The organism is Corynebacterium jeddahense, from assembly GCF_028609865.1.
GTDB classification, from domain to species: Bacteria; Actinomycetota; Actinomycetes; order Mycobacteriales; family Mycobacteriaceae; genus Corynebacterium; species Corynebacterium jeddahense.
The window spans coordinates 282505-304552 of record NZ_CP063194.1 but is presented as its reverse complement, the minus strand read 5'-3'; the positions used below and the strand labels follow the sequence as shown (position 1 = coordinate 304552).

23 protein-coding genes and 1 pseudogene are annotated in these 22048 nt (G+C 68.8%); 8 read left to right on the top strand and 16 right to left on the bottom strand.

Going from position 1 to position 22048, the window contains the following annotated elements:
• Positions 1-39 precede the first annotated feature (39 nt).
• The 5 genes from CJEDD_RS01435 to CJEDD_RS01415 form a co-directional block, all read right to left on the bottom strand.
• On the bottom strand, positions 40-141 hold the full coding sequence (locus tag CJEDD_RS01435) for a 30S ribosomal protein bS22 (protein ID WP_003855542.1): 102 nt from the start codon (positions 139-141) through the stop codon (positions 40-42).
• 227 nt (positions 142-368) lie between these two features.
• On the bottom strand, positions 369-560 hold the full coding sequence (locus CJEDD_RS01430) for a helix-turn-helix domain-containing protein (protein WP_042405545.1): 192 nt from the start codon (positions 558-560) through the stop codon (positions 369-371).
• 211 nt (positions 561-771) lie between these two features.
• On the bottom strand, positions 772-1578 hold the full coding sequence (gene proC, locus CJEDD_RS01425) for a pyrroline-5-carboxylate reductase (RefSeq protein ID WP_042405598.1): 807 nt from the start codon (positions 1576-1578) through the stop codon (positions 772-774).
• A gap of 12 nt (positions 1579-1590) precedes the next feature.
• Positions 1591-2364 carry a hypothetical protein gene (locus tag CJEDD_RS01420; protein ID WP_042405543.1) on the bottom strand — a complete coding sequence of 258 codons (774 nt, stop codon included), beginning with the start codon at positions 2362-2364 and terminating at the stop codon, positions 1591-1593.
• On the bottom strand, positions 2364-3338 hold the full coding sequence (locus tag CJEDD_RS01415; protein ID WP_042405597.1) for a Ppx/GppA family phosphatase: 975 nt from the start codon (positions 3336-3338) through the stop codon (positions 2364-2366). The genes CJEDD_RS01420 and CJEDD_RS01415 overlap by 1 nt, the downstream gene beginning before the upstream one ends.
• Positions 3339-3371: 33 nt before the next feature.
• On the opposite strand from CJEDD_RS01415, the gene CJEDD_RS01410 reads away from it, so the two are divergent.
• Positions 3372-4277 (top strand): DUF3109 family protein, encoded by a 906-nt coding sequence (locus CJEDD_RS01410; protein ID WP_042405541.1) that lies wholly within the window; start codon positions 3372-3374, stop codon positions 4275-4277.
• Here the strand turns inward: CJEDD_RS01410 and CJEDD_RS01405 are convergent.
• Genes CJEDD_RS01405 through CJEDD_RS01395 form a run of 3 tightly spaced genes read right to left on the bottom strand, consistent with a single transcriptional unit; the run spans position 4274 to position 6891 of the window.
• On the bottom strand, positions 4274-4963 hold the full coding sequence (locus CJEDD_RS01405) for a response regulator transcription factor (RefSeq protein WP_042405539.1): 690 nt from the start codon (positions 4961-4963) through the stop codon (positions 4274-4276). The genes CJEDD_RS01410 and CJEDD_RS01405 overlap by 4 nt on opposite strands.
• Before the next feature lies 1 nt (position 4964).
• Positions 4965-6134, bottom strand: a complete 1170-nt coding sequence (locus CJEDD_RS01400) for a sensor histidine kinase (protein ID WP_042405536.1) — start codon at positions 6132-6134, stop codon at positions 4965-4967.
• A gap of 10 nt (positions 6135-6144) precedes the next feature.
• Positions 6145-6891: a phosphoglyceromutase gene (locus CJEDD_RS01395; protein WP_042405595.1), complete on the bottom strand. Its 747-nt coding sequence runs from the start codon at positions 6889-6891 to the stop codon at positions 6145-6147.
• A gap of 39 nt (positions 6892-6930) precedes the next feature.
• Between CJEDD_RS01395 and CJEDD_RS01390 the strand changes: the two genes are divergently transcribed.
• Together CJEDD_RS01390 and CJEDD_RS01385 are read left to right on the top strand one after the other, a co-directional pair.
• Positions 6931-8115: a chymotrypsin family serine protease gene (locus tag CJEDD_RS01390; protein ID WP_273657577.1), complete on the top strand. Its 1185-nt coding sequence runs from the start codon at positions 6931-6933 to the stop codon at positions 8113-8115.
• An 81-nt stretch (positions 8116-8196) separates the two neighbouring features.
• Entirely contained in the window at positions 8197-9351 is a 1155-nt protein-coding gene (locus tag CJEDD_RS01385; protein WP_052333868.1) for a chymotrypsin family serine protease, read from the top strand.
• Here CJEDD_RS01385 and mshA read toward each other — a convergent pair.
• Together mshA and CJEDD_RS01375 are read right to left on the bottom strand one after the other, a co-directional pair.
• On the bottom strand, positions 9348-10619 hold the full coding sequence (gene mshA, locus CJEDD_RS01380) for a D-inositol-3-phosphate glycosyltransferase (protein ID WP_042409727.1): 1272 nt from the start codon (positions 10617-10619) through the stop codon (positions 9348-9350). The genes CJEDD_RS01385 and mshA overlap by 4 nt on opposite strands.
• A gap of 55 nt (positions 10620-10674) precedes the next feature.
• Entirely contained in the window at positions 10675-11682 is a 1008-nt protein-coding gene (locus tag CJEDD_RS01375) for a MinD/ParA family ATP-binding protein (RefSeq protein ID WP_081764609.1), read from the bottom strand.
• Positions 11683-12095: 413 nt separating this feature from the next.
• On the opposite strand from CJEDD_RS01375, the pseudogene CJEDD_RS01370 reads away from it, so the two are divergent.
• Positions 12096-12359, top strand: a pseudogene (locus tag CJEDD_RS01370) (AMP-binding enzyme); the annotation flags it as partial.
• Positions 12360-12369: 10 nt separating this feature from the next.
• The gene (locus CJEDD_RS01365) at positions 12370-14094 is read left to right on the top strand and encodes a long-chain-fatty-acid--CoA ligase (protein ID WP_042409738.1); all 1725 of its coding nucleotides are present in this window, start codon (positions 12370-12372) and stop codon (positions 14092-14094) included.
• Between the two features lie 146 nt (positions 14095-14240).
• Here CJEDD_RS01365 and CJEDD_RS01360 read toward each other — a convergent pair whose 3' ends face one another.
• The gene (locus tag CJEDD_RS01360) at positions 14241-15998 is read right to left on the bottom strand and encodes an IS3 family transposase (RefSeq protein ID WP_273657480.1); all 1758 of its coding nucleotides are present in this window, start codon (positions 15996-15998) and stop codon (positions 14241-14243) included.
• 345 nt (positions 15999-16343) lie between these two features.
• A complete protein-coding gene (locus CJEDD_RS01355; RefSeq protein WP_232297763.1) occupies positions 16344-17345 on the bottom strand; it encodes a UDP-N-acetylmuramate dehydrogenase in 1002 nt (333 codons plus the stop codon).
• A 24-nt stretch (positions 17346-17369) separates the two neighbouring features.
• Between CJEDD_RS01355 and CJEDD_RS01350 the strand changes: the two genes are divergently transcribed.
• From CJEDD_RS01350 to CJEDD_RS01340, 3 genes are read left to right on the top strand one after another with little or no spacing between them, the layout of a single operon-like run.
• Positions 17370-17861, top strand: coding sequence for a DUF2505 domain-containing protein (locus CJEDD_RS01350; protein ID WP_042409387.1), 492 nt, complete (start codon positions 17370-17372; stop codon positions 17859-17861).
• Positions 17861-18679, top strand: a complete 819-nt coding sequence (locus CJEDD_RS01345) for a class I SAM-dependent methyltransferase (RefSeq protein WP_042409384.1) — start codon at positions 17861-17863, stop codon at positions 18677-18679. The genes CJEDD_RS01350 and CJEDD_RS01345 overlap by 1 nt, the downstream gene beginning before the upstream one ends.
• 10 nt (positions 18680-18689) lie before the next feature.
• Positions 18690-19460, top strand: coding sequence for an LmeA family phospholipid-binding protein (locus tag CJEDD_RS01340; protein WP_052333855.1), 771 nt, complete (start codon positions 18690-18692; stop codon positions 19458-19460).
• Here the strand turns inward: CJEDD_RS01340 and CJEDD_RS01335 are convergent.
• The 4 genes from CJEDD_RS01335 to CJEDD_RS01320 all read right to left on the bottom strand — a co-directional run bounded on the left by CJEDD_RS01335 (position 19448) and on the right by CJEDD_RS01320 (position 22044).
• Complete coding sequence (locus tag CJEDD_RS01335) at positions 19448-19762, bottom strand: DUF2516 family protein (RefSeq protein WP_232297762.1); 315 nt, start codon at positions 19760-19762, stop codon at positions 19448-19450. The two genes, CJEDD_RS01340 and CJEDD_RS01335, sit on opposite strands and share 13 nt — an antisense overlap.
• A gap of 5 nt (positions 19763-19767) precedes the next feature.
• Positions 19768-20286: a CGLAU_01105 family protein gene (locus CJEDD_RS01330; protein ID WP_042409382.1), complete on the bottom strand. Its 519-nt coding sequence runs from the start codon at positions 20284-20286 to the stop codon at positions 19768-19770.
• Positions 20287-20301: 15 nt separating this feature from the next.
• Complete coding sequence (locus CJEDD_RS01325) at positions 20302-21594, bottom strand: DUF445 domain-containing protein (protein WP_232297761.1); 1293 nt, start codon at positions 21592-21594, stop codon at positions 20302-20304.
• An 81-nt stretch (positions 21595-21675) separates the two neighbouring features.
• Positions 21676-22044, bottom strand: a complete 369-nt coding sequence (locus CJEDD_RS01320; RefSeq protein WP_042409377.1) for a hypothetical protein — start codon at positions 22042-22044, stop codon at positions 21676-21678.
• Positions 22045-22048 lie beyond the last annotated feature (4 nt).

Genomic DNA, 22048 nt, shown 5'->3' with positions numbered 1-22048 from the left:
AAACCCGCCGTCCTCTACGAACGGCGGGTGGTCCCAGGCTTACTTGCCCAGCTTGCGACGCTGCACGCGGGTGCGGCGGAGCATCTTGCGGTGCTTCTTCTTGGACATACGCTTGCGGCGCTTCTTAATGACGGAACCCATAGGGCATAGCCTCTTTTCCTTGTTGAGAGTACGTACGTACGCGGCCGGCGCGACCGCTTGCGCGGCACAGCGGAAGGTGCACACTCCCGCAGGTGGTGGCCGACCTGAACATGCCAAGCATACAGTCAGGCCATTTGAGCACCAAAACCACGCCGGCGGCGCCGAGACGCGAAAACGCCCGCCGCGGCCGGAATTCCGACCGCGGCGAGCGTTGGGCGCACCCGAGGTTATCCCACGTCGTAGACGGAGGACTCCAGGTACTCGTTCACTGCCGACTCGTTCACGCGAAACGAACGGCCCACCCGCACCGCGGGCAGCTCGCCCGAGTGGACGAGGCGGTAGACGGTCATCTTGGAAACGCGCATGATCTCGGCGACCTCGGCAACCGTCAGGAACTTTCCTTTATCTTCGTTAACCACTATTCATACCTCTCGGCACGCAAACGCGCTGCAGGCTTCCCCTCCTGCAGGACGAACACGCACGTGCATGAACCACCCTAACGTGAAATGTGCGCCGAGTGCGACTTATGTGGGGGAAAATTTTCAAAGTGCAGGCAGTTAACACACAGCAATTGGTGTCAACGGATGTGAAAACTGGGGAGTCTCCCCCGTAACAGGGGCAAAACCGCCCCTACTCCCCCAGCTCAGCGGAGCGGCGCGCGCACGCCTCCGTCGCGCGGTAGAACGCGCCGCGCAGCCCGGATTCCTCGAGCTCCCGGATCGCGCGCACGGTCGTCCCCGCCGGCGAGGACACGCCGGCGCGCAGCTCGGCCGGGGTCCGCCCGTCGTGGGCAAGCATGGCGCCGGCACCTTCGGCCGTCGATACGGCGAGGCGTTCGGCGAGATCCCGCGGGAGGCCGAGCGAGACGCCCGCGTCCGTGAGCGCCTCCGCGACGAGGAAGAAGTAGGCCGGGCCGGAGCCGGAGACCGCGGTGGCGGCGTCCATCTGGTCCTCGGTGATGTCCACGACCTCGCCGACGGCGGACAGCAGGTCGGCGACGGCCTCGCGCTGGGCGCCGTCGACAAAGCGGCTGTACGCGACTGCCAGCACCCCCTTGCCCTGCAGCATCGGGGTGTTCGGCATGACGCGCACGACGGGCGTGCCCGCGACCGAGACCGCGCCCTGCATCGCGGCGATGGACACGCCCGCGGCCATGGACACGAGCACCGTCTCCCCGCCGGCGACCGCATCGCCGAGCTCGCCGATCACGTCGAGCACCTGCGCGGGCTTGACGCACAGGAACGCCACATCCGCGTCGCGCACCGCCTGGGCGTTGTCGGAGGTCGTGCGCACACCGTAGCGCTCCTCAAGTTCGCGGCTGCGTTCCGACGACCTATTGGTCGCCGTCACCGCCTCCCCCTCCACGCCGGAGCGGATGAGCCCCGCGATAAGCGCCTCGCCGATGTTGCCGGCGCCGATAACCGCGATTCGCTGCACCTTCGCCACCCCCTAGAGCAGCGCCGGGCCGAACGCCATGACGGCGGCGGCGAGGCCGGCGAGTGTCATGGTCAAGCCGTCGCGGCCGGTGCGCAGCGCGCGCACGAGCCCGGCGACCGCGGCCACGGCGGCGATGCTCAGCAGCACGGCGGCGACGGTGGCCAGGTTCGCCCACACCCACTTGAACGCGAGGAAGCCGAGGACACCGAGCAGCACGCCGAAGAACACGAGCAGCACGAGCAGGATCGGGTTGACCGACGCCTCCTCGACCTCGAGTTTTTGCGCCGGGGCGAGCTCGTCCTCGTCTACGCGCTCGAGGAACGGGTCGTCGTCCTCGACGCGCTCCTGGACAACCGGCTCGTCCTTGACCACCGGGAAGACGTTCGTGTCCTCCTCCGCGGGGGTCGGCGCGGGCTCCTGCTTGACGACGGCCTCCGGCTCCGGCGCGGGGCTGACCTTCACGGACGTGGCCGCCGGGGCCGGCGGTTCCGCGGGTTCCGCGGCCGGGGTGCGCTCGATCTTGGTGAAGGTGGTGCGCTCCGACTTGGGCGCGGGCGCAGGCTCCGGCTTCGGCGTGGGCTGGTCCGAAGGTGCGTCGAGAGGCACGCTCGAGTGCTTCACCTCGGCGGGCTTGGCGTCGACCTTCTTGAAAGAGTCGGTGAGCTCGGCGACGGAGACGCCCCCGTCCTCGAGGCTGCGGCGGCGGCGCGGGCGGCGGGCCGCGTCCGGGTTTTCTTTCTCGGCGCGCGCGAGGAGCTCGGCAACCGTGAGCTGCTTATCGGCCATTAGTTGTCGTCTCCTTTATCGGCTTTCCCTGTGTTGTCCTCGGTGTCGAGGGATCCCTGATCCATGCGTTTGAGGATCACGCCTTCGCGCAACGCCCACGGGCAGATCTCCAATTTATCAACATTCAGCGCTCGCATCGCGGCTTCCGCCACGAGCGCGCCGGCGACGATCTGGTGGGAGCGGTCCGAATTAATGCCCTCGAGCTCCGCGCGATCCGCCGCCGTCATGCGCGAGATGAACGCGATGAGCTGGCGCAAGCCCGGCGCGGTGAGGGTGCGCTGGACGTACGGGCCCGCCGAGGACGGGGCCGCGCCGGTGAGGCGGGCGAGAGAGCGGAACGTCTTCGATGTGCCCACCGCGAGGCCGGCCTCCCCGAGCGCCTTGAACTGCTCGGCCGGGCCCGCGAGCTCCGCGTCGATGTAGTCGCGCAGCATGTTGATCTTCTTGCGCTCCGGCGGGTCGGTGTCGAACCACTCGTGGGTGAGCCGGCCGGCGCCGAGGTCGAGGGAGACCGCGAGGTCCGGCATCTCCTCGGTGCCGGTGGAGATCTCCAGCGAGCCGCCGCCGATGTCGAAGTTGGTGATGCGGCCGGCGGACCAGCCGTGCCAGCGGCGCGCGGCGAGGAAGGTTAGACGCGCCTCCTCCTCGCCCGAGAGGATCTGCAGGCGCACGCCGGTTTTCTTCTCCACGCGCTTGAGCACCTCGTCGGAGTTCGACGCGGAGCGCACGGCGGAGGTGGCGAAGGCGAGCAGCTCGTCGCACTTGAGGTTGTTGGCGAGGTCCGAGGCCTCCTGCACGGCGCCGACAAGCTTGTCGATGCCCTTTTCCTCGATGTTTCCCTTCTTGTCCAGCAGCTCCACGAGACGCAGCGGCTGCTTCCAGTCGCTCATCGGGGTCGGCCGGCCACCGCTGTACGCGTCGACCGCCACCATATGCACCGTGTTGCTGCCGACGTCTAAAACACCTAATCGCACCACCCCAGGGTAACGGGTCTACCGTGTCCAGGTGTGAATCAACCAGCCCCGAAACCCGTTTTTCTCGGCTTCCCGTCGGATTCCCCCGCCGGCCGCTCCATCACGGCCGGGCGCGAAATCCGCCCCGACTTCCCCCGCGAGTGGTTTGAGTTCGTCCACCCGGAGGACCCGAACCACATCTTCTCCATCGACCTCACGTGGCTGGAATCGACCTGGTCCTGCCGCTTCGGCACCCCCGAGTGCAAGGGCATCGACGAGACGCGCCCCGCCCTCGGCTGCTGCATCCACGGCGCCTACATCGCCGACGAGGAGGATCGCGACACCGTCTTCGCCGCCGTCAAGGCGATGGACCCGCAGTTCTGGCAGCTGCGCCCCGCGGAGACGGACGCGTTCTTCGCCGCCGACGACCCGACGTGGCTCGAGCCGTGGCTCGAGTGGGTTGAGGAAGACACCGAGGCGCTCGACCCGGACGAGGACGAGGGCCCCCACATCAAGACGAAGGTCGTCGACGGCGCCTGCATCTTCGCCAACCGCCCCGGCCACCCCACCGGCCCTGGCTGCGCGCTGCACCAGTGGGCGATGGCGGAGGGCCGCGACATCGTCGGCTCAAAACCGGAAGTCTGCTGGCAGGTCCCCTTCTCCCGCGAGGACGCGTGGGAGGAGCGCACCGACGGGCAAGAGATCCTGCGCACCACCATCGGCGAGTACCACCGCCGGCAGTGGGGAGGCGGCGGCGAGGACTTCGACTGGTGGTGCACCGCCGCCCCCGCCTGCCACACCGGCGCCACCCCCGTCTGGCAGTCGATGAAAGACGAGCTCATCGGCCTGATCGGGGAGGAGCCGTACGGTGTCGTCGCCAAGCATTGCGAGAAGCGCATGCAGCTTGACGACGACCTCCGGGCCACCCACCCCGCAACCCGGGCCGCCCGCGGGCGCTAGGCCTCGAACTTGTAGCCGAGCCCGCGCACGGTGACGAGCTGGGTGGGCCGCGACGGCTCCGCCTCGATCTTCGTGCGCAGGCGCTTGACGTGGACGTCGAGGGTCTTCGTGTCGCCGACGTAGTCCGCACCCCAGATCCGGTCGATGAGCTGGCCACGGGTGAGCACGCGCCCGGCGTTGCGCATGAGGTATTCAAGCAGGTCGAACTCTTTGAGCGGCATGGGCACCGGCTGGCCGTCGACAAGCACGGTATGCCGCTCGACGTCCATCTTCACGCGGCCGCCCTCGAGCATGCGCTCGTCGTCTTCCTCGATGTCCTCCGTCTCCGGGCCGCGGCGCAGCACGGCGCGAATGCGGGCGACGAGCTCGCGGGTGGAGTACGGCTTGGTCACGTAATCGTCCGCGCCGAGCTCGAGGCCGACGACCTTATCGATCTCACTGTCGCGCGCGGTGACCATGATGATGGGCACCGACGACTCGGCGCGCAGCTTCTTGCACACTTCGGTGCCGCTCATGCCCGGCAGCATGAGGTCGAGCAGCACGAGGTCGACGTTGCCCTCGTCGAACGTGTCCAGCGCGGTTTGCCCGTCCGGCGCGACGACAGCCTCAAACCCCTCCTTGCGCAGCAGGTAGGCCAAGGGGTCGGAGAGGGATTCCTCGTCTTCAACGATGAGAATGGTCGTCACTTCACTCTTCCCTTTCTGTACTGCCGGTGTGTTCCGGGTCGAAGATGGGCAATTCGATGGTGAACGTCGAGCCAGTGCCCGGCCGGGACCACAACGTTATGGTACCGCCATGGTTCGCCACCACGTGCTTCACGATGGCCAGGCCCAGCCCCGTCCCGCCCGTCGAGCGCGAGCGGGCCTTGTCCACGCGGTAGAAGCGCTCGAAGACGCGCTTTTGGTCTTCGGGCGCGATGCCGATGCCGCGGTCGGTGACCCGGATGAGCACGACCTTGCCGCGCACGACCTTCTGCGTCACGCTCACGGGCTGGCCGTTCGGCGAGTAGTTGATCGCGTTGGAGATGAGGTTCGACACCGCGACGGTGAGCATCGCCCGGTCCCCCATCACGCGCAGCCCCATCGGCTGGCCGCGCTTGAGCTCGATGCCACGGTTTTCTGCGGTGACCAGGTTGCGCGCCACGGCGTCGTCGATAATGTCGTCCACGCGCACGGGCGCCATCTCCGGCAGCGCCTCCGCGCCCTGGAGCTTGGACAGGGAGATGAGGTCCGTGATCATCTCCCCCATGCGGTGGGCCTCTTTGTGCAGCTTCTCGCCGAAGTAAACCACCATCTCCGGGTCCGTCGGGTCCTGCAGCAGCGCCTCGGCGAGCAGCGAGATGCCCCCGACCGGGGTCTTCAGCTCGTGGGAGACGTTGGCCACGAAGTCGCGCCGCGCGCTTTCCATGCGCACGTTCTCGGACTCGTCGGAACCGTAGATGATGGCGTACGAGTTGTCCGTGAGCGTGAGCGGCGCGACGATGGCGCGTACGTTGCGGATCCTATTGCCGGTGGTGCGCTGGGGCAGCTCCAGGTCGAGCACGTGCTGCTCCTGGTCGGCGAAGACCTCCGTGGCCACCTCGAACACGAGCGGGTTGACCGTGCCGTCGTGGACGAGGGACATGTCGTGGGCGCGCGCGTTGGACAGCAGCACGTTTCCGCCGCGGCTGACCACGACGATGCCGGTTGGCGAACCCTGCGTGACCAGGTGCATCACCTGCGTCACGGTGTTGACCGTCGCGTCCTCCCCGCTGTCTTCGACGCGGTTGCGCGCACGCCAGCGCAGCGCCCGCTGGCCGAGGAGCACAGCGGGCGCGGCCAGGACGGCGCCAATGAGGAACGCGAGGACCGGCGTCACGGACGGGCAGCTACTTCTTGCCCTGGTTCGCCACCGCGGCGGCGCCCGCCTCGGCAGCCTCCGGATCGAGGTACGTCCCGCCCGGGTTGAGCACCTTGCCGCGCTCGCCGATCTCGTAGACGAGCGGCATGCCGGTCGGGATGTTCAGGCCCGCGATGTCGTCGTCGGAGATGTTGTCCAGGTACTTCACCAGCGCGCGCAGGGAGTTGCCGTGCGCCGCGATCATGACGTTCTTGCCCTGCAGCACCTGCGGGAGGATCGCGTCTTCGTAGTACGGCTGGAAGCGCGCCACCACGTCCTTGAGGCACTCGGTGCGCGGCACCTCGGGGAGGAAGGCGTAGCGCGGGTCGTCGGTCTGCGCGTACTCGTTGTCGGTGTCGATCTCCGGCGGCGGGGTGTCGTAGGAGCGGCGCCACTGCATGAACTGCTCTTCGCCGTACTCCTCGCGGATCTCCGCCTTGTTCAGGCCCTGGAGGGCGCCGTAGTGGCGCTCGTTGAGGCGCCAGTTGCGCACGACCGGGATCCAGTGGCGGTCCGCCGCGTCGAGCGCGATGTTCGCGGTGCGGATCGCGCGGCGCAGCAGCGAGGTGAAGACGATGTCCGGCAGGACGCCCTTGTCGGCCATGAGCCGGCCCGCGTTCTTGGCCTCGGCCTCGCCCTGCTCGGTGAGATCCACGTCCACCCAGCCCGTGAACTGGTTCGACTTGTTCCATTCGCTCTGCCCGTGTCGGACGAGAATCAGCTTTCCGTTACCCATGCTTTCAAGCATGCCACGGATGCCGTTAATGTCGTCGGCATGTTGCATCGATCCCGCGCTTCCGCCCGCCTCTCCGCTCGCCCTTCAGCCCGCCTCTCCGCTCGCGCAGCCGCCCTCGTCGCCGCCGCGGCCGCCGCCCTCGCAGCGGCGCCCGCCGCCCCCGCCTCCGCCGCCCCGGCCACCGCGGCGCCGGGCGCGCCCATCGCCATGCGTTTCGACGACAACACGCCCTTCAGCCACACCCCGCGCTGCAGCCAGGGGCCCGTGGGCACGGTGCGCACCCCAGACGGGCAGGTGAAGACGGTGATGCTCACCGCCGCCCACTGCTTCGAGGTGGACGACAAGACGGTGCGCCCCGAGACCTTCACCCCGGTGCGCGTGAACGGCCGCGTGGAGTACCCGCGCCTGGGCACGGTGGACGCGCAGCGCATCCCCTTCGAGATCCAGGGCGAGCTGTTCGACTTCTACCGCATCATCGACGAGCCGGACTGGTCCTTCGTGCGCCTCGACCCCGGTGTGAGCGGCTCCGGGGCGTCCACCTCCCGCGACGAGCGCGGCAGCGCACCCTCCCCCGAGGTGGCCATCACCGGCGTGAAGGACTACCGGGACCTGCGCGGCGACGAGCTCATCAGCTTCGACAACGCGGGCCAGCCGATCTGCAAGGACGGCATTCGCACCGGTCGCTCGTGCGGCCGGCAGCTCTTCCGCACCCAGAACTTCGTCTGGCACGTCGGCCTGTCCTACAAGCCGGGCGATTCCGGCGGCATCAACTACGACCCGCGCACCGGCGAGGCCATCGGCCTGAGCGTGATCGGCTACGGCCCCTTCGGCAACTCGCAGCAGGTGGACCGGGCCATCGAGGACGCCTACGGCATCCCGGACAGCCAGGTCAACGCCGCCTTCACCCCCGCCCCGCCGGCCGAGCGCGCAGACTTCGCCCCGCTGCGCGAGGAGCTCACCCGGGCCAAGGCGGAGAACCCGCCGGCTGCCCCCGCACCGGCCCCCGCGCCAACCCCCGCGCCGACCCCGCGCGAGCGCCTCGACCAGGCCGTGGGCAGCGCGCAGGCCGACGCGGCCCGCTTCGCCGGCGAGGCCCAGCAGATCCCCGGTGCGCAGAACCCGGCCGCGGCGGCGCAGGACCTCGCTGGTCGTGCCTCCGCCGCGGCCCAGCACCACGCCGAGGAGATCGGCGCGGCGGTCGGCGGGCTCCTGCCACGCCCTTGAGGTCTTATTTCGGCTCGCGGAGAATAAGACCTCAAGCGGAAATGGGCGAGAACGCCGGCACCGCAGGATAAAGTGCGATTCATGCGCCACCCCAGAGCCCTCGCAGCAGTCGTAGCAACAGCAACAGCCACCATCCTCGCCGCCCAGTCACTGGCCGCCCCCGCGCTCGCCGCCGAGCCCGCGCTCGCCGCGCCCGGCGCGCCCATGCGCAACATGCCGGAGCAGGCCCCGCCGACGCTCACCATCTCCACCGGCGACAGGCTCAGGGTGCCGCCCGAGGTCTTCGCGATGATCTGCACGCAGGGCCCGAATGGGACGGTGCGGATGCCGGATGGGACGTCGCAACGCGTGATGCTCACCGCCTCCCACTGCGTGAACACAGTCCCGGGCAACCCCCCGATCAAGAACGAGTTCATGGCCCCGGTGGGCACGAGGTACGTGCGCCTCGGCGAGCGCGTCGCGTCGAACTACATGAAGCCCGAGGCGATGTACCTCCAGGACCCGATGGAGGCGATCCGCACCGCGGACTGGGGCATCGTGCGTCTCGACGACAACGTCACCGCCACCAACCTCTCCCAGTCGCGCGACTGGAACGGCAGGTCGCACGGCGAACCGGTGCGACTGACAACGATCAAGGACTACCGCACGCTCGCCCCGGGCGAGGTCTCGACGGACAACTTCGGCGAGCCGATCTGCAAGGACGGAGCGACGTCCGGGCGCAGCTGCGCAACACAGATCGGGCGCACCCGCAACGGCGTCTACTCGTGGAACCTCGGCTACCAGCACGGCGATTCCGGCGGCGTGAACTTCGACCCGCGCGACGGGTCCATCATCGGCGTGTCCTCGATGACGCTCGGGCCGCTGGGCAAGACGCAGCCGGCGGACCGCATCATCGAGGACGCGTACGGGGTGCCGGACGGCCACGTCAACGAGGTGTTCACCGTCACCGACTCCGCCGCGCCGCACGCGAACTTCACCACCGCCGGCGAGGAGGCGGACCGCCTGGACAAGGCCGTCACCGAGCTCAACCCCGACTTCACCCCGCCGGTGCCGCGCGAGGAGCTGCGCAAGGCCGTGGGCAACGCGCAGGCCGACGGCGCGCGCCTGGCGGACAAGGCGATGCGCGGCCAGTTCGACCGCGCCGAGGTGGAGCAGGCGGTGGACCACCACGCCGAGCAGATCTCGTTCTGGGGCGGGGCCGTCCTCGGCCAGGAAGTGAACAAGCTGCTGAGCTAGCGTTCCGGGACGCCGGCCGCGTCGCGCCCGGCGCCGCCGGGCACGAACGCGCGCGCCACGTCCTCGTACACCGCGGCGAGCTGTGTCGCTGAGGCAGCCCAGCTGAACTGGGCGGCGTGGCCGGTCGCGGCTTCGCCCATGGCGATGCGCCGTTGGTCGTCGAGAAGCAACTGCTCGAGCGCGTCGGCCCAGGCGGGCGTCTCGTGGCCGACAACGAGCACCCCGGTCTCCCCGTCCGCGACGGCGAGGGGGAGGCCGCCGACGCGCGCCGCGACGACGGGCGTGCCGGTGGCCTGCGCCTCCACCGCGACGAGGCCGAAGCTCTCGTTGTAGCTGGGCACGGCGACGATGTCGGCGGCCTGGTACACGCTCACGAGCTCCTCCGGCGGGCGGGGGCCGAGGAACCGGACCACCCTGCGCAGGCCCTCCTCCTCCGCGATGGCGCGGTAGCGCTCCACGGATGCGTCGGAGCCGCTCGCCCCGCCGCAGACGATGACGCGCACCGGCGCGCCGACGCGGCCGCGCCGGACCACCTCCCCCATCGCCCGGAGCAGCACCTGCGGGCCCTTGAAATCCTGCAGCCGGCCGACGAAGGCGACGACCTTCGCGTGCAGCGGAATGCCCAGGTGGCGCCGGGCGAGCTCGGTGTTCCGGTTCGTGCCCGGGGTGAACAGCTCCGTGTCGGCGCCGGGGCTGACCACGGAGATCTTCGCCGGGTCGACGTCGTAGAACCGCGCGAGCTCCGCGGTCTCCTCGGACGTGTTCACGACGAGGGCGTCGGCGTTGTCCACGAGCTGCTGCTCGCAGATGCGACGCGCCTCCGACTCCGCCGAGTCGGTGCCCGCGGCGTTTTTCACCGCCGCCCACGTGTGGCCGGTGTGCACGAGGGGGATGCCGGCGAGGTCCGCGAGCAGCCAGCCCACCTGGCCCGAGAGCCAGTAGTGGGAGTGGATGAGGTCGTAGGCGCGCGCATTCGTGCGGGCGAACTGGACGATGCCCCCGGCGAACGCGGCGAGCTGGGTGGGCAGATCCGCCTTCTCCAGGCCCTCGTACGGGCCCGCGACGACGTTGACCACCCGGTAGCCGGGCTCGACCTCGACAACCTCGCCCTGGCTCGGGCGCGTCGCGCGGGTGAACACGTCCACCTCCACGCCCTGGCGCGCGAGCTGGGTGGCGGTGTTGTGGACGTAGACGTTCATGCCGCCCGCGTCGCCGATGCCCGGCTGTTCCAGCGGGGAGGTGTGCATGGAGATCATGGCGACGCGCATGCGCGCCAGAGTAGCGCGCAACGCCGGCGCGGCTCCCGGGCGGCGCTTACCCGGCTTACCGGGCGGCGTGGCGGTGCCAGGACCCGAAGTCCGACGCCACCGTCGCAGCGAGGTGCTGGTAGGCCTTGCGCGTGGCCGGGGACATGCGATCGATGTCCACGACCGCGCCCTCGGCGAGGTGCCGGTCGTACGGGATGGTGTGCACGGCCCGGGTGCGCGAGGCGAAGTGGTCGCAGACCTTCGCCATGTCGATGGTCGGCTTGCCGGGCGCGGAGGCGGAGACGACCACGACGGCGTTGGCCGCGAGCTGGTCGTAGCCGTGGAGGTTGAGCCAGTCGAGCGTCGCCGCCGCGGACTGCGCCCCGTCGAGCGCGGGCGAGGTGACCAGGACCAGCGTGTTGGCGAGGTCGAGCACGCCCGCCATCGCCGAGTGCATGAGCCCGGTGCCGCAGTCGGTGAGGATGACGTTGTAGTGGTGCTGCAGGATGTCCAGGGCGCGGCGGTAGTCGTTCTCGGAGAACGCCTCGGATACCGCCGGGTCGCGCTCCGAGCCGATGACCTCGAGACGGGAGGACGCCTGGTTCGTGTACGCGCGCACCTGTGGGTATCGGTCCGTGTCTGGCGCGTGAAGCAGGTCGCGGATGGTCGCCGGCGGGGCGGCCGCGGCGCGCTGGGCGAGCGTGCCCAGGTCCGGGTTCGCGTCGATGGCGATGACGCGGTCCCCGCGCGTCTGCGCGAACACCCCGCCGAGCGCGACGGTGGTGGTGGTCTTGCCCACCCCGCCCTTGAGGCTCATCACGGCGATGCGGTAGTCGCCGCGCAGTGGGGTCCGGATTGCGTCGAGAAGCAGCTGCTCCTCGAGCTCCCGCTTCGAGCCGCCCGGGTTGATGCGGCCGCGGCTGGCGGTGTGGACGAGCTTGCGCCAGCCCTGCCGCGGCGGCGCCTTGACCGGGTCCACGAGGTTGGACTGGTCGAGCACCGCGGGCGGCGCGAGGTCGAGCTCGGGCGCGGGTTCAGGCGCGCTGGTGCCATCGAAACTGGTGCCGTCGAAATACGTGGTCATGGTTTCCCCCAAACATCCCCCGTTTGCATGTCACGGCACAGCATAAACGACGGGCCGGGGGTGCGCAGCGCGGCGAACCTACGCGTCCGTAGGTTACACTCTGGCGTATCGTCTACACCTGACCACAATGAGGATCGCATGAGCGCACTCGACGACCACGCCTGGACCCGCTCTACACCGCGGCGGAGCTCGAGCCGCAGTTCAGTGACCACCAGGCGCGGGTGGCCATCGTGTTTGACAGGGTGGCGGACACGTTTACGTCGTTACGCGGAAGCACCCCGCTCGAGACCGTCATCGCGGTGAACATGCTCGACGCGATGCCGCTGCACCTGCGGGCGGCGCTCGCCCTGCCGCTGCCGCCGCTGCGACGCCAGCGCGCGGAGCTCACCGCGGCCACCCCCGCGCCCGGCACGCCCGACATCGAGGACATCGCGGTCGTGGGCCGCCCGCGCGCGGACGGGTCGGAGGACGTCGTCGCGTGCGTCACGCTTGTCGACGGCTCCGCCCTCGACCCCGAGGGCCTCAAGACCTTCGCCCGGCAGCGCCTCACCCGCTACAAGGTGCCGCGCGACTTCTACCACTTCGAGCGCCTCGAGCGGGACCAGACGGGCAAGATCCGCCGCCGGGAGGCGCGACACCCTCCTCTCACTTCTTACGCAACCGTAGGTTTGACGTAGGGTAGTGCGCATGCCTACCAGCACATCACACGTCAACGAAGAAAAGCCCTGGCTGAAGTACTACCCCGAATGGACCGACCACTCGCTGGAGTACGGCAACGCCACGCTGAACCAGCTTTACGACGCCAACCTCTCGGCCAACGCCGCAAAAATCGCCACCCGCTTCTTCGGCCGCACCCAGACGTTCGGGGAACTCGACCGCGAAGTCCGCCGCGCCGCCGCCGGCCTCAAGGCCTTCGGCGTGCGCCCCGGCGACCGCGTCGCCATCATGCTGCCGAACTGCCCGCAGCACGTCGCCGCCTACTTCGCCGTGCTCAAGCTCGGCGGCGTCGTAGTCGAGCACAACCCGCTCTACACCGCCCACGAGCTCAAGCCACAGTTCGAGGATCACGGCGCCCGCATCGCCATCGTTTGGGACAAGACCGCCGGCACCCTCGAGCAGCTGCGCCGCGAGACCCCGCTGGAGACGGTGGTGAGCGTGAACATGACCAAGGCCATGCCGCGCACCCAGCAGCTCGCGCTGCGCATCCCGCTGCCGAAGCTGCGCGAGGCCCGCGCCTCGCTTACCGGCCCGTCGAAGAATACGGTGCCGTGGGAGGCGTTGACGTCGTCGGCAATCGGCGGCTTCGGCGGCGACCTCGAGCCCCCCGCCGAGATCACCCCCGACTCCCCCGCCGTCATCCTCTACACGTCCGGCACGACCGGCACGCCGAAGGGCGCCGTGCTCACGCACGCCAACCTCATCGCCAACCCGGTGCAGGGCCGCGCGTGGGTGAAGGAGCTGCAGGAGGGCAACCAGCGCATGCTGGCCACCCTGCCGTTCTTCCACGCGTACGGCCTCACCTTCTCGCTCACCCTCACCATCCTCATCGGCTCCGAGCTCATCCTCCTGCCGGCGCCGAAGATGGACCTCATCATGCAGGCGGTGAAGAAGACCCCGCCGACCTTCGTGCCGGGCGTACCCACCGTCTTCGAGCGCATCGTGACCACCGCGCGGGAGCAGCACGTCGACATGTCGAAGGTGAAGATCGGCTTCTCCGGCGCATCCTCCCTGCCCGCCTCCGTCATCGAGGAGTGGGAGCAGGCCACCGGCGGCCACCTCGTCGAGGGCTACGGGCTTACCGAGACCTCCCCCATCATCATCGGCAACCCGGAGTCCGCCGACCGCCGCCCCGGCTACATCGGCATACCGTTCCCGGACACCCAGATCCGCATCGTCAACCCCGACAACCCGGACGAGGACATACCGTTCGGCGAGGCCGGCGAGATCCTGGCGAAGGGCCCCCAAGTCTTCCACGGCTACCTCAACAACCCCGAGGCCACTGAGAAGGTCTTCCACGACGGCTGGTTCCGCACCGGCGACATGGGCATCATGGAGGAGGACGGCTTTGTCAAGCTCGTCTCCCGCATCAAGGAGCTCATCATCACCGGTGGCTTCAACGTGTACCCGGCTGAGGTCGAGGACGTCATCCGCACCCACAAGGACGTTGCCGACGTCGCCGTCGTGGGGCGCCCGCGTTCCGACGGCTCCGAGGACGTCGTCGCCTGCGTCGTCCTCAACGAGGGCGCCGCGCTCGACCCGGACGGCCTGAAGGCGTTCGCGCGCGAGAACCTCACGCGCTACAAGGTCCCGCGCACGTTCTACCACTTCGACGAGCTGGCGAAGGACCCGATGGGCAAGATCCGCCGCCGTCAGGTGCGCGAGGACCTGCTGGCCAAGCTCGCGGAGGGCTAGGCGCGCCCGTCACCCCCACCCCAGCGCCCCCACCCCGGTCGCACCCGGTTCTCTACAAGAAACCGGCTACCTACAACCGGCTACCACGCCTATTTGGGGATGCGGTCTTTTTGTTGGAGTGCGTTTTGGGGGACTTTGTCTCGTTGTTATGCACTCAGTGCCTTGCGGTGCTCGGCGATGGTGGTGTAGCCCTCGCCGAGTGTCGACTTCAATCGTGTGTTGATGTAGAAGTCGATGTAGGAATCAATATAGTCGCGCATTTGCGCCACCGTCATCGTCGACACCACAGGCCTGCCTTTGAGCAGTTCTTGTTTCATCGTGCCGAAGAAGCCTTCGGTGCGCGCGTTGTCGCCGCTGGTGGCTTTGCGCGACAGTGACGGGATGTATCGCCACCGGTTGCCGCACCATGTATCGGCCTGGCAGTCGGGGCAATCCAAGATGTTGTGGGTGTGGTCGGTAATCAGACTGACCCAGCGTTCACTGCGGTAGAGCCCACCACGATCGGAATGGATGATCGGTTGTGCCTCGTCGGGTTTTACCTCGTCGATTCGCGCGATCATCTCGGCGACCAAGTCGTGGTTCGGTGATGTTGACATGGTCACCGCAATCGGCATCCCGTCGTAGAAATCGATCGCTGCCGACAGAAACAATTTGCCGTCTGGGCAGTGGATTTCGGTGACGTCGGTGCCGATTTTCTCCCACGGGGCATCCGCGTGGAAATCGTGGGTCAGCCCCTGAGCGTCGGCGTGGTCGATGAAGTACTGCGACGGTGCAACAACCGGCCGGGCCACATCCACATCCGCATCCCCATCATCGTCACTGTTGTCGGTTGGGGCGATCAGCAGCAGGTTCGCGGGTTTGTGGTCGGTTTCACCGGTGTAGGAGGAGTATTTGCCCGACGCTTTCGCCGGCGGGCGGCACCCAAGCTCTTCCATGAGGGTACGCACGATCTTTTCCGACACTGTATGCCCCATGATCTTCAGCCAGGCGTGGATGCGCCGGTAGCCGTAGCTTTGCCCGGATTCGGCTGCTGCCTGCAAGATCAGCGGTTTGAGTGCAGCGCGGCGCTGTTCGCGCTGGTGCACCACCTTCGTGTGGGTGTGTCGGTGGTAGTAAAACGTCGACTGCGCAATCCCGACAACCGCGCATGCTTTGGCGATGGAAAACCCGTGGGCGTCCGTGAGGGCAACCACCACTGCGGCTTTCGCCGCGGTGGACAGTTCCCCGTCACGGACGTCGTCTTTTCCCCGCGACTCACCGCCACGGACGTTGCCTTTTCCCTGCGGCTCACCGTCGCTCATGAGCACTTGGATAATGGCGTCTTTGACTGTTTCCCGGTCGCGCATCTCGACAACGAGCTTTTTCAGCTCGTCCATGTCACTGGGTAAATCAGCGATGTCGTCTATCGGTCCAGGCCCTGGCAGCCACTCGTTGACTGGCCGGGGTGGCCTTTTCGCATCGGCTGCTTCATCGACTCGCTGCTGTTGATGGTTGCGTTGGACTTTGCGGTGTTTGCTCACGCGTTCCATTGTCGCCGCAAACGCCTCGTCGAAGGTCATCGACGCTGCCGAATCGCGGTCGTCATCGTCTGGCCAGTACCGCTTCGTCCAGGTCAGTGCTGCGGTGTCGTTGACATCGAACTCCACGGCAATCTCACGCACCGTCGCCTGCGAGGTCAACCTGCGTGCTACAACCTTCGCGATGGTCTCAGCGTCGTAGGCGCGTCGCGTGCCATCAAAGGACTGGCCGCGGCGTTTGGCCGCAACCCAGTTGCCGACCGTGTCCACCGATGGTCGGCGACCACATACGTCTTCAGCCCAGTCGCAGACCTCACGGGCAGACGCCCCAGCCAAAAACCTCTCAACCGCACCATCGCGGATATCAGATGGAAACCCTGCGGGCATTGGAATACCTTCCAGCCCCCAACACTCCAACTTTTTGTCCGCGCTCCCTTTCGGGCTGGTAACCGGCTCCAGGTAGCCGGTTTTGGCGTCCGCGGGGCGGTGCGGGGTCGAAGCGGCGGTGCGGCGGCGGGGGCGGCGGCGGGGCGGGGGCGGGCCGACCCCGGCGCGCCCGTCACCCCCACCCCAGCGTCCCCACCCCAGCGCGAAACCGGCTACCTACAACCGGCTACCACGCCTATTTCGGGCTGTTAACCGGCTCCAGGTAGCCGGTTTTGGCGTCCGCGGGGCGGCGCGGGGTCGAAGCGGCGGTGTGTCCGCGGGGCGGCGCGGGGTCGGGCGGCGGCGCTACAGCCCCACCCACACCGGCTCGGGGTGCAGCTCCACGCCGAACGCGTCGCGCACCTGGTCCTGCACGCGCCGGGCGAGCGCGGCGATGTCCGCGGCGGTGGCGGAGCCCCGGTTCGTCAGCGCGAGGGTGTGCTTCGTGGACAGGCGCGCCGGGGCGCCCTCGCCGGGGAAGCCGCGCGGGCACCCGGCGCGCTCGATGAGCCAGGCCGCGGAGAGCTTCTCCTGCCCGTCGCCGGCGGGGAAGCGCGGCATGCGCTCCTCCCCCACCTGCGCCTCGATGGCGTCGGCGAGCGCCGAGGGCACCACGGGGTTGGTGAAGAAGGAGCCGGCGGACCACGTGTCGTGGTCGGCGGCGTCGAGCACCATGCCCTTCGCGCGGCGGGTGGCCAGGACGGACTCGCGCGCCTCGGCGAGTGGGACGCGCTCGCCGCCGAGGTGGCGCAGCGGGATGGATACGTCAGTCTCTGCAAGCTGCAGCTCGATTTCCAGGACGACCGCGCGCGAGGTGAACTTCAGGTTGGAATACCGGTACGCCAGGTCGAGCGAGGACGCGTCGACCCACTCGTCGGCGCCGGTCTCGCGGTTGTAGAGCCGCACGCGGGTGAGCACGTCGGCGATCTCCGCGCCGTACGCGCCGACGTTTTGCACCGGCGTCGCCCCCGCCGAGCCCGGGATGCCGGACAGGGCCTCGATGCCGCCGAGGCCGTGTTCCACCGCGTAGGCCACCACCGCGTCCCACTCGGTGCCGGCTTGGGCGCGGAGCCGGAGGTCGTCGTCAAGCGAGATGCCCTCGTTGCGCACGAGGACCGCGGCGAGGTCGAGCTCGCCGTCCGCGACGAGGAGGTTGGAGCCGCCCCCGACGACGAGGAGGGGAACACGGTCGCGGTCCAGCTTGGCGACGGTCTCCGCCAGCGACGCGGCACTCGCGCACTCGTAGAGCGCGGACGGCGCGCCGCCGACGCGCAACGTGGTCAGGGAGGCGAAAGATGGGGTTGACACGCAGACAACGGTAGTCTGTGACACATGACTGCACGTAGTGACATCACCGTGACCATCAACCAGCCGATCGAGAAGGTCGCCCAGGCGTACGCCTCGCGCGAGTACTGGGAGTTCATCGCGGAGAAGCTGTCGCCGGAACCGGGCGAGCTGCACGAGTTCGCGGACAACACCGCGACCCTCTACGAGATCCTGCCCACCTCCGTACTGCCGGCGGCCGCGCAGGCGATGGTGTCCCAGGACCTCAAGCTCAAGCGCGTCGTGCACGTCGGCGAGCTCGAGGGCGACACCGCGAAGCACACGATGACCGGCGACGTGAAGGGCACCCCGGTGGACCTCGGCGCCGAGTACACCGCCACCCGCGACGGCGACGCGACGAAGCTGGACTACGAGCTCGAGGCGAAGGTGAACATCCCGTTCATGGGCGCCGCGCTCGAGCCGAAGGTCGCCGAGGCGCTCGAGGAGATCGTGGAGAACGAGGCCAAGCTCACCGACCAGTGGATTAGCGAGCACCTCTAATCCCCCACTACCACAACCTCCGCGCCGCGCAGCCGGGCACCGGGGCCGCGGGCAAACCCTACGGGGTCGTCACGCGCGGCACCACCGGCGTGAACCGGCTACGCCGCTCGGACCGCTGGACCCGCTACAACCCGCGGGTCCAGTCGTTGTTGCGCGCCGCGGATGCGCCGCTCGCGGTCGACGTCGGCTACGGCGCCTCGCACACCACCACCGTCGAGTGGGCCGGCTGGCTGCGCCAGATCCGCCCCGACGTCGAGGTCGTGGGCCTCGAGATCGACCCGGAACGCGTGCTGCCGCCCCGCGACGGCGTGCGCTTCGAGCTTGGCGGCTTCGAGCTCGCCGGCTACCGGCCCCACCTCGTGCGCGCGTTCAACGTGCTGCGCCAGTACGACGTCGACCAGGTCCCCGACGTGTGGGCCACCGTATGCGCGCGGCTCGCCCCCGGCGGGCTCTTCGTCGAAGGCACCTGCGACGAGCTCGGGCGGCGTTGCGCGTGGGTGCTTCTCGACGCCTCCGGCCCCCAAACGCTTACCCTCGCCTGGGACCCGCACCACACGGCCACGCCCAGCGACGTCGCCGAGCGGCTGCCGAAGGCGCTCATCCACCGCAACGTGCCCGGCGAGCCGATCCACGCGTTCCTCGCCGACGCCGACGCCGCCTGGAAGCGCGCTGCGGGTTGGGAGCCGCACGGGCCGCGGGTGCGGTGGCGCCACGCCCTCGACGACCTCGCCGCTCGCTGGCCGATCGCCCCGCAGCGGCGTCGCCTGCGCGACAACCTGGTCACTGTGGATTGGCTGGCAGTCGCTCCGGCTTCGTAAACTGTCCGGCATGAACAAAGCGTGGAAAATCGCCCTCTCCATCGTCGCCGCCGTGCTGCTCCTCTTCGCCATTGCGGAGGTGGGCATCCGCGCCTTCGTGGCGCACGAGGTGACGTCGCAGGCGCCCGAGGGCACGAGCGTGTCCTTCGGCCCGAGCCCGGTGACCATCGGGCTGCTCGGGGGCAAATTCCCGCACATGAAGGTGGACCAGCAGTCCAGCCTCGTGGTCAACGGCGACGACGTGCAGGGCACCCCGGCCTCGGTGGTGGAGATGGACAACATCCGCATTGCCGACGGCGACCCCGTGGCGGACTCGCTGCACCTGACCACCGAGCTGCCGAACGACTTCGTCCGCGCCATGCTGAACAACCAGCTCAAGCAGCAGCTCGGCGACAACTTCCTGGCCAACCTCATCACGGTCTCCGACGTCACCTCGAACCCCGACGCGGAGACGTTCACCATCACGTTCACCGCCGGCGCGGCCGGCATCGAGCTGCACCCGGAGATGCGCGACGGCCACCTCACGTTCGACGCCCGGAGCACCGAGCTGTTCGGCTTTGACCTGCCGGGCGAGGTCGCGCAGGCGATCAGCGACGCGATGTCTCAGGGCGTCGAGGACGAGGCCACGGAGGGCATGCGCGTGGAGGACTTCACCGTCGTGCCCGGCGGGCTCAAGGTCCAGGTCGCGGGCGAGAACGTGAACTTCCGCGAGCTGCAGGACCAGCAGCAGGCACCGGACCAGCTGCAGACGGGCCAGCAGGCGCCCGCCTACCAGTCGTAGTTGCCGGCGAGGATCTCCTTGATCTGCGGGCGGACGTCGAAGAAGTAGATGCCGATGGCCACCGCGCCGAACCACGCGATGAACGAGAGCTGAACGAGGCACGCCACCGCGGAAATGACGAGGATGCCCACCCAGGCGCCCTTCGACTGACGGTTCGCGGCCTCGAAGGCGTCGGGCCGCGTCGTGGCCACAAAGACGGCGCCGAGGAGGCCGGCGACGCCCACCGCCACCATGAGCACCCTGCTGACCACGCCGGGGATCGACATGATCTGGTGAATCTGCATGACGGTGGCGGTGTCCATAGCTGCTACTTCAGGTCCTCGTTGTCGACGATGTCGGCGTCGATGATATCTCCCTGCTGCTTCTTGTCCCCGAACTGGTCCTGCACGCGCGCCACGAGGCCGTCGAAACGCTCGCGAACGTCGTCGAACGCGCCCTTCGTGCCGGCGGTCTCGGTCTTGTCCATGCGCTCGTTGAAGTTCCGGCGGGCGTCCGCGATCGAGTCGCGCACCTTCGCCTTCATGTCGTCGGTGAAGGTGACGTCGCGCTCGCGCAGGTTGTTGAAGAGGCGCTCCGCCTCGTCCGTGAAGCCCGAGGTGGCGTTGCGCACGTCGTGGTCCGTCTTCGCCTGCGCGAGGTTCTGGCGCGCGCTCTCCGTGGCGGTCTTGAAGCGGTCCGACAGCTCGCCGGTGGCCTTGCCGATCGCGGTGCCGATGGCGGAGCCGGCAGCCACGAGGGCGTCGCCCGCCTCGCGCAGGTTCTCGCGGACCTCGCTGCGCTCCCGCTCGCCGCCGGTGGGGTTCGTGTTCGGGGTGGTCTCGGACATTGTGGGTCTCCTTCGCTAGTAAAAGATGAGCTGAGACACAGTGTAAACAACCAGCCCGGCGAGCGCACCAACAATCGTGCCGTTGAGGCGGATGAACTGCAGGTCCTTGCCCACCATGAGCTCGATCTTGTCCGCCGCCTCCTCGCCGTCCCAGCGCTGGATGGTCTCGGCGATAATGCCGACGATCTGCCCCGCGCCGTTCTCCGCCGCGAAGTGGGTCACCTTCTCCAGTTTCCGTTCGGCGTCGGCGCGGACCGAAGGATCGTCGACAAGCTTGCGGCCCCACTCGTGCGCCGTCGCAGTTGCTTTACGACGCAGCACGCTGCCCGGATCCGTCGCGGCGGCAGTGAGCGCCTCGGCAAACTGGGCCCAGATGCCGCCCGCGGCGGAGCGCACCGCGTTCGACCCCATGACGTCCGCCTTGAGCGCCTCCACCCGCGAGATTATGTCCCCGTCGAACTGGAGGTCCTGGGCGAATTGGTTGATCTGGCGGCGCACCGCGCGGCGCGCCTCGTGCTGAGGATCCGCGTCGACGTCCTCCATGAACGCCACAAGCTCGTCGTAGACGCGCTGGCCCACGAGCTCCCTGGCGAAGCGGGGCGCCCAGCCGGGCATCCGCTCGTCGATCATGGCGACGACGGAGGCCTCCATCCCGTCGACCTTGCGGCGCGCCCAGCTGACGATGTCGTCGACGACCGGCTCGACCTTCCCGTCCGCGATGAGGCCCTCGAGCGCGCGCCCGAGCGGCGGCGCCCAGACGGGCTCGGCGAAACGGTCGATCACCTGGGCGTCGATAAACCGCTCCGCCTCGGCCGGGTCGATGCCCTCGACGGCGCGGGCGACGAACGCCCCCGCCTCCGCACTCACGCGCTCGGCGTTCTCGGGCTCGGTGAGCCAGCGGCCCACCCGCTGGGGGATGCCGGCCGCCATGACCTTATCCGTGATTGTGCGGGCGTTGAGGAAGTTCTCGCTCACGAACTCGCTCAGCGCGTCCGCCACCTGGTCCTTCTTGTTCGGGATGATGGCGGTGTGCGGGATCGGGATGTTCATCGGGTACTTGAACAGGGCGGTGACCGCGAACCAGTCCGCGAGGCCGCCGACCATCCCGGCCTCCGCCGCGGCGCGGACGTAGCTCACCCACGCCGCCGCGCCGCCGGAGCGCGACTCCGCCCACGAGCAGACGAGGAAGATGACGGCGGCGAGCCCAAGCAGGCTCGTCACCGCGATTTTGTGGTTGCGCAGCACCCTGCGCCGCTCCGCCTCGTTGCCTGGGCTCGGCATGAGCGGAGGCGTCCCCTGATCAGTCATACCCCCGATTAAAGCAGCCGCCCCGACACGGGCACGAAAAACTCCCCGCCGGCGACGGCGGGGAGTGCGTGGCGACCGGGGTTAGTTCCGGCGGCCGGTGCGCTTGCGGTAGGCCTTATATTCCTTGCGGCCGGAGATGATGAGCACCGCGCCGAGCACGGCGGTGATCACTGCCTCCGCGATGCCGAGGATGAGCAGGCGCTCCGCGAGGTCGTGGGTCTGGGAGCCGAAGCCGTAGACCATGGCACCCGCGCCCCACACGGCGAGGCCGATGCCGAACAGCGTGGAGAGGATCAGGCCCATCGCGATCCAGGTCTGCGTGTGCGCCAGGGAGGAGTGCGGCGCACCGAGGGAGACCGGGTCGTAGCCCTCAATGTAGGTGTCGTCGATCCTGCCCTCGTACGTGCGGTAGGACTCGTTGCTGATGTCTGCAACTGCGTGGGAACCCATGATG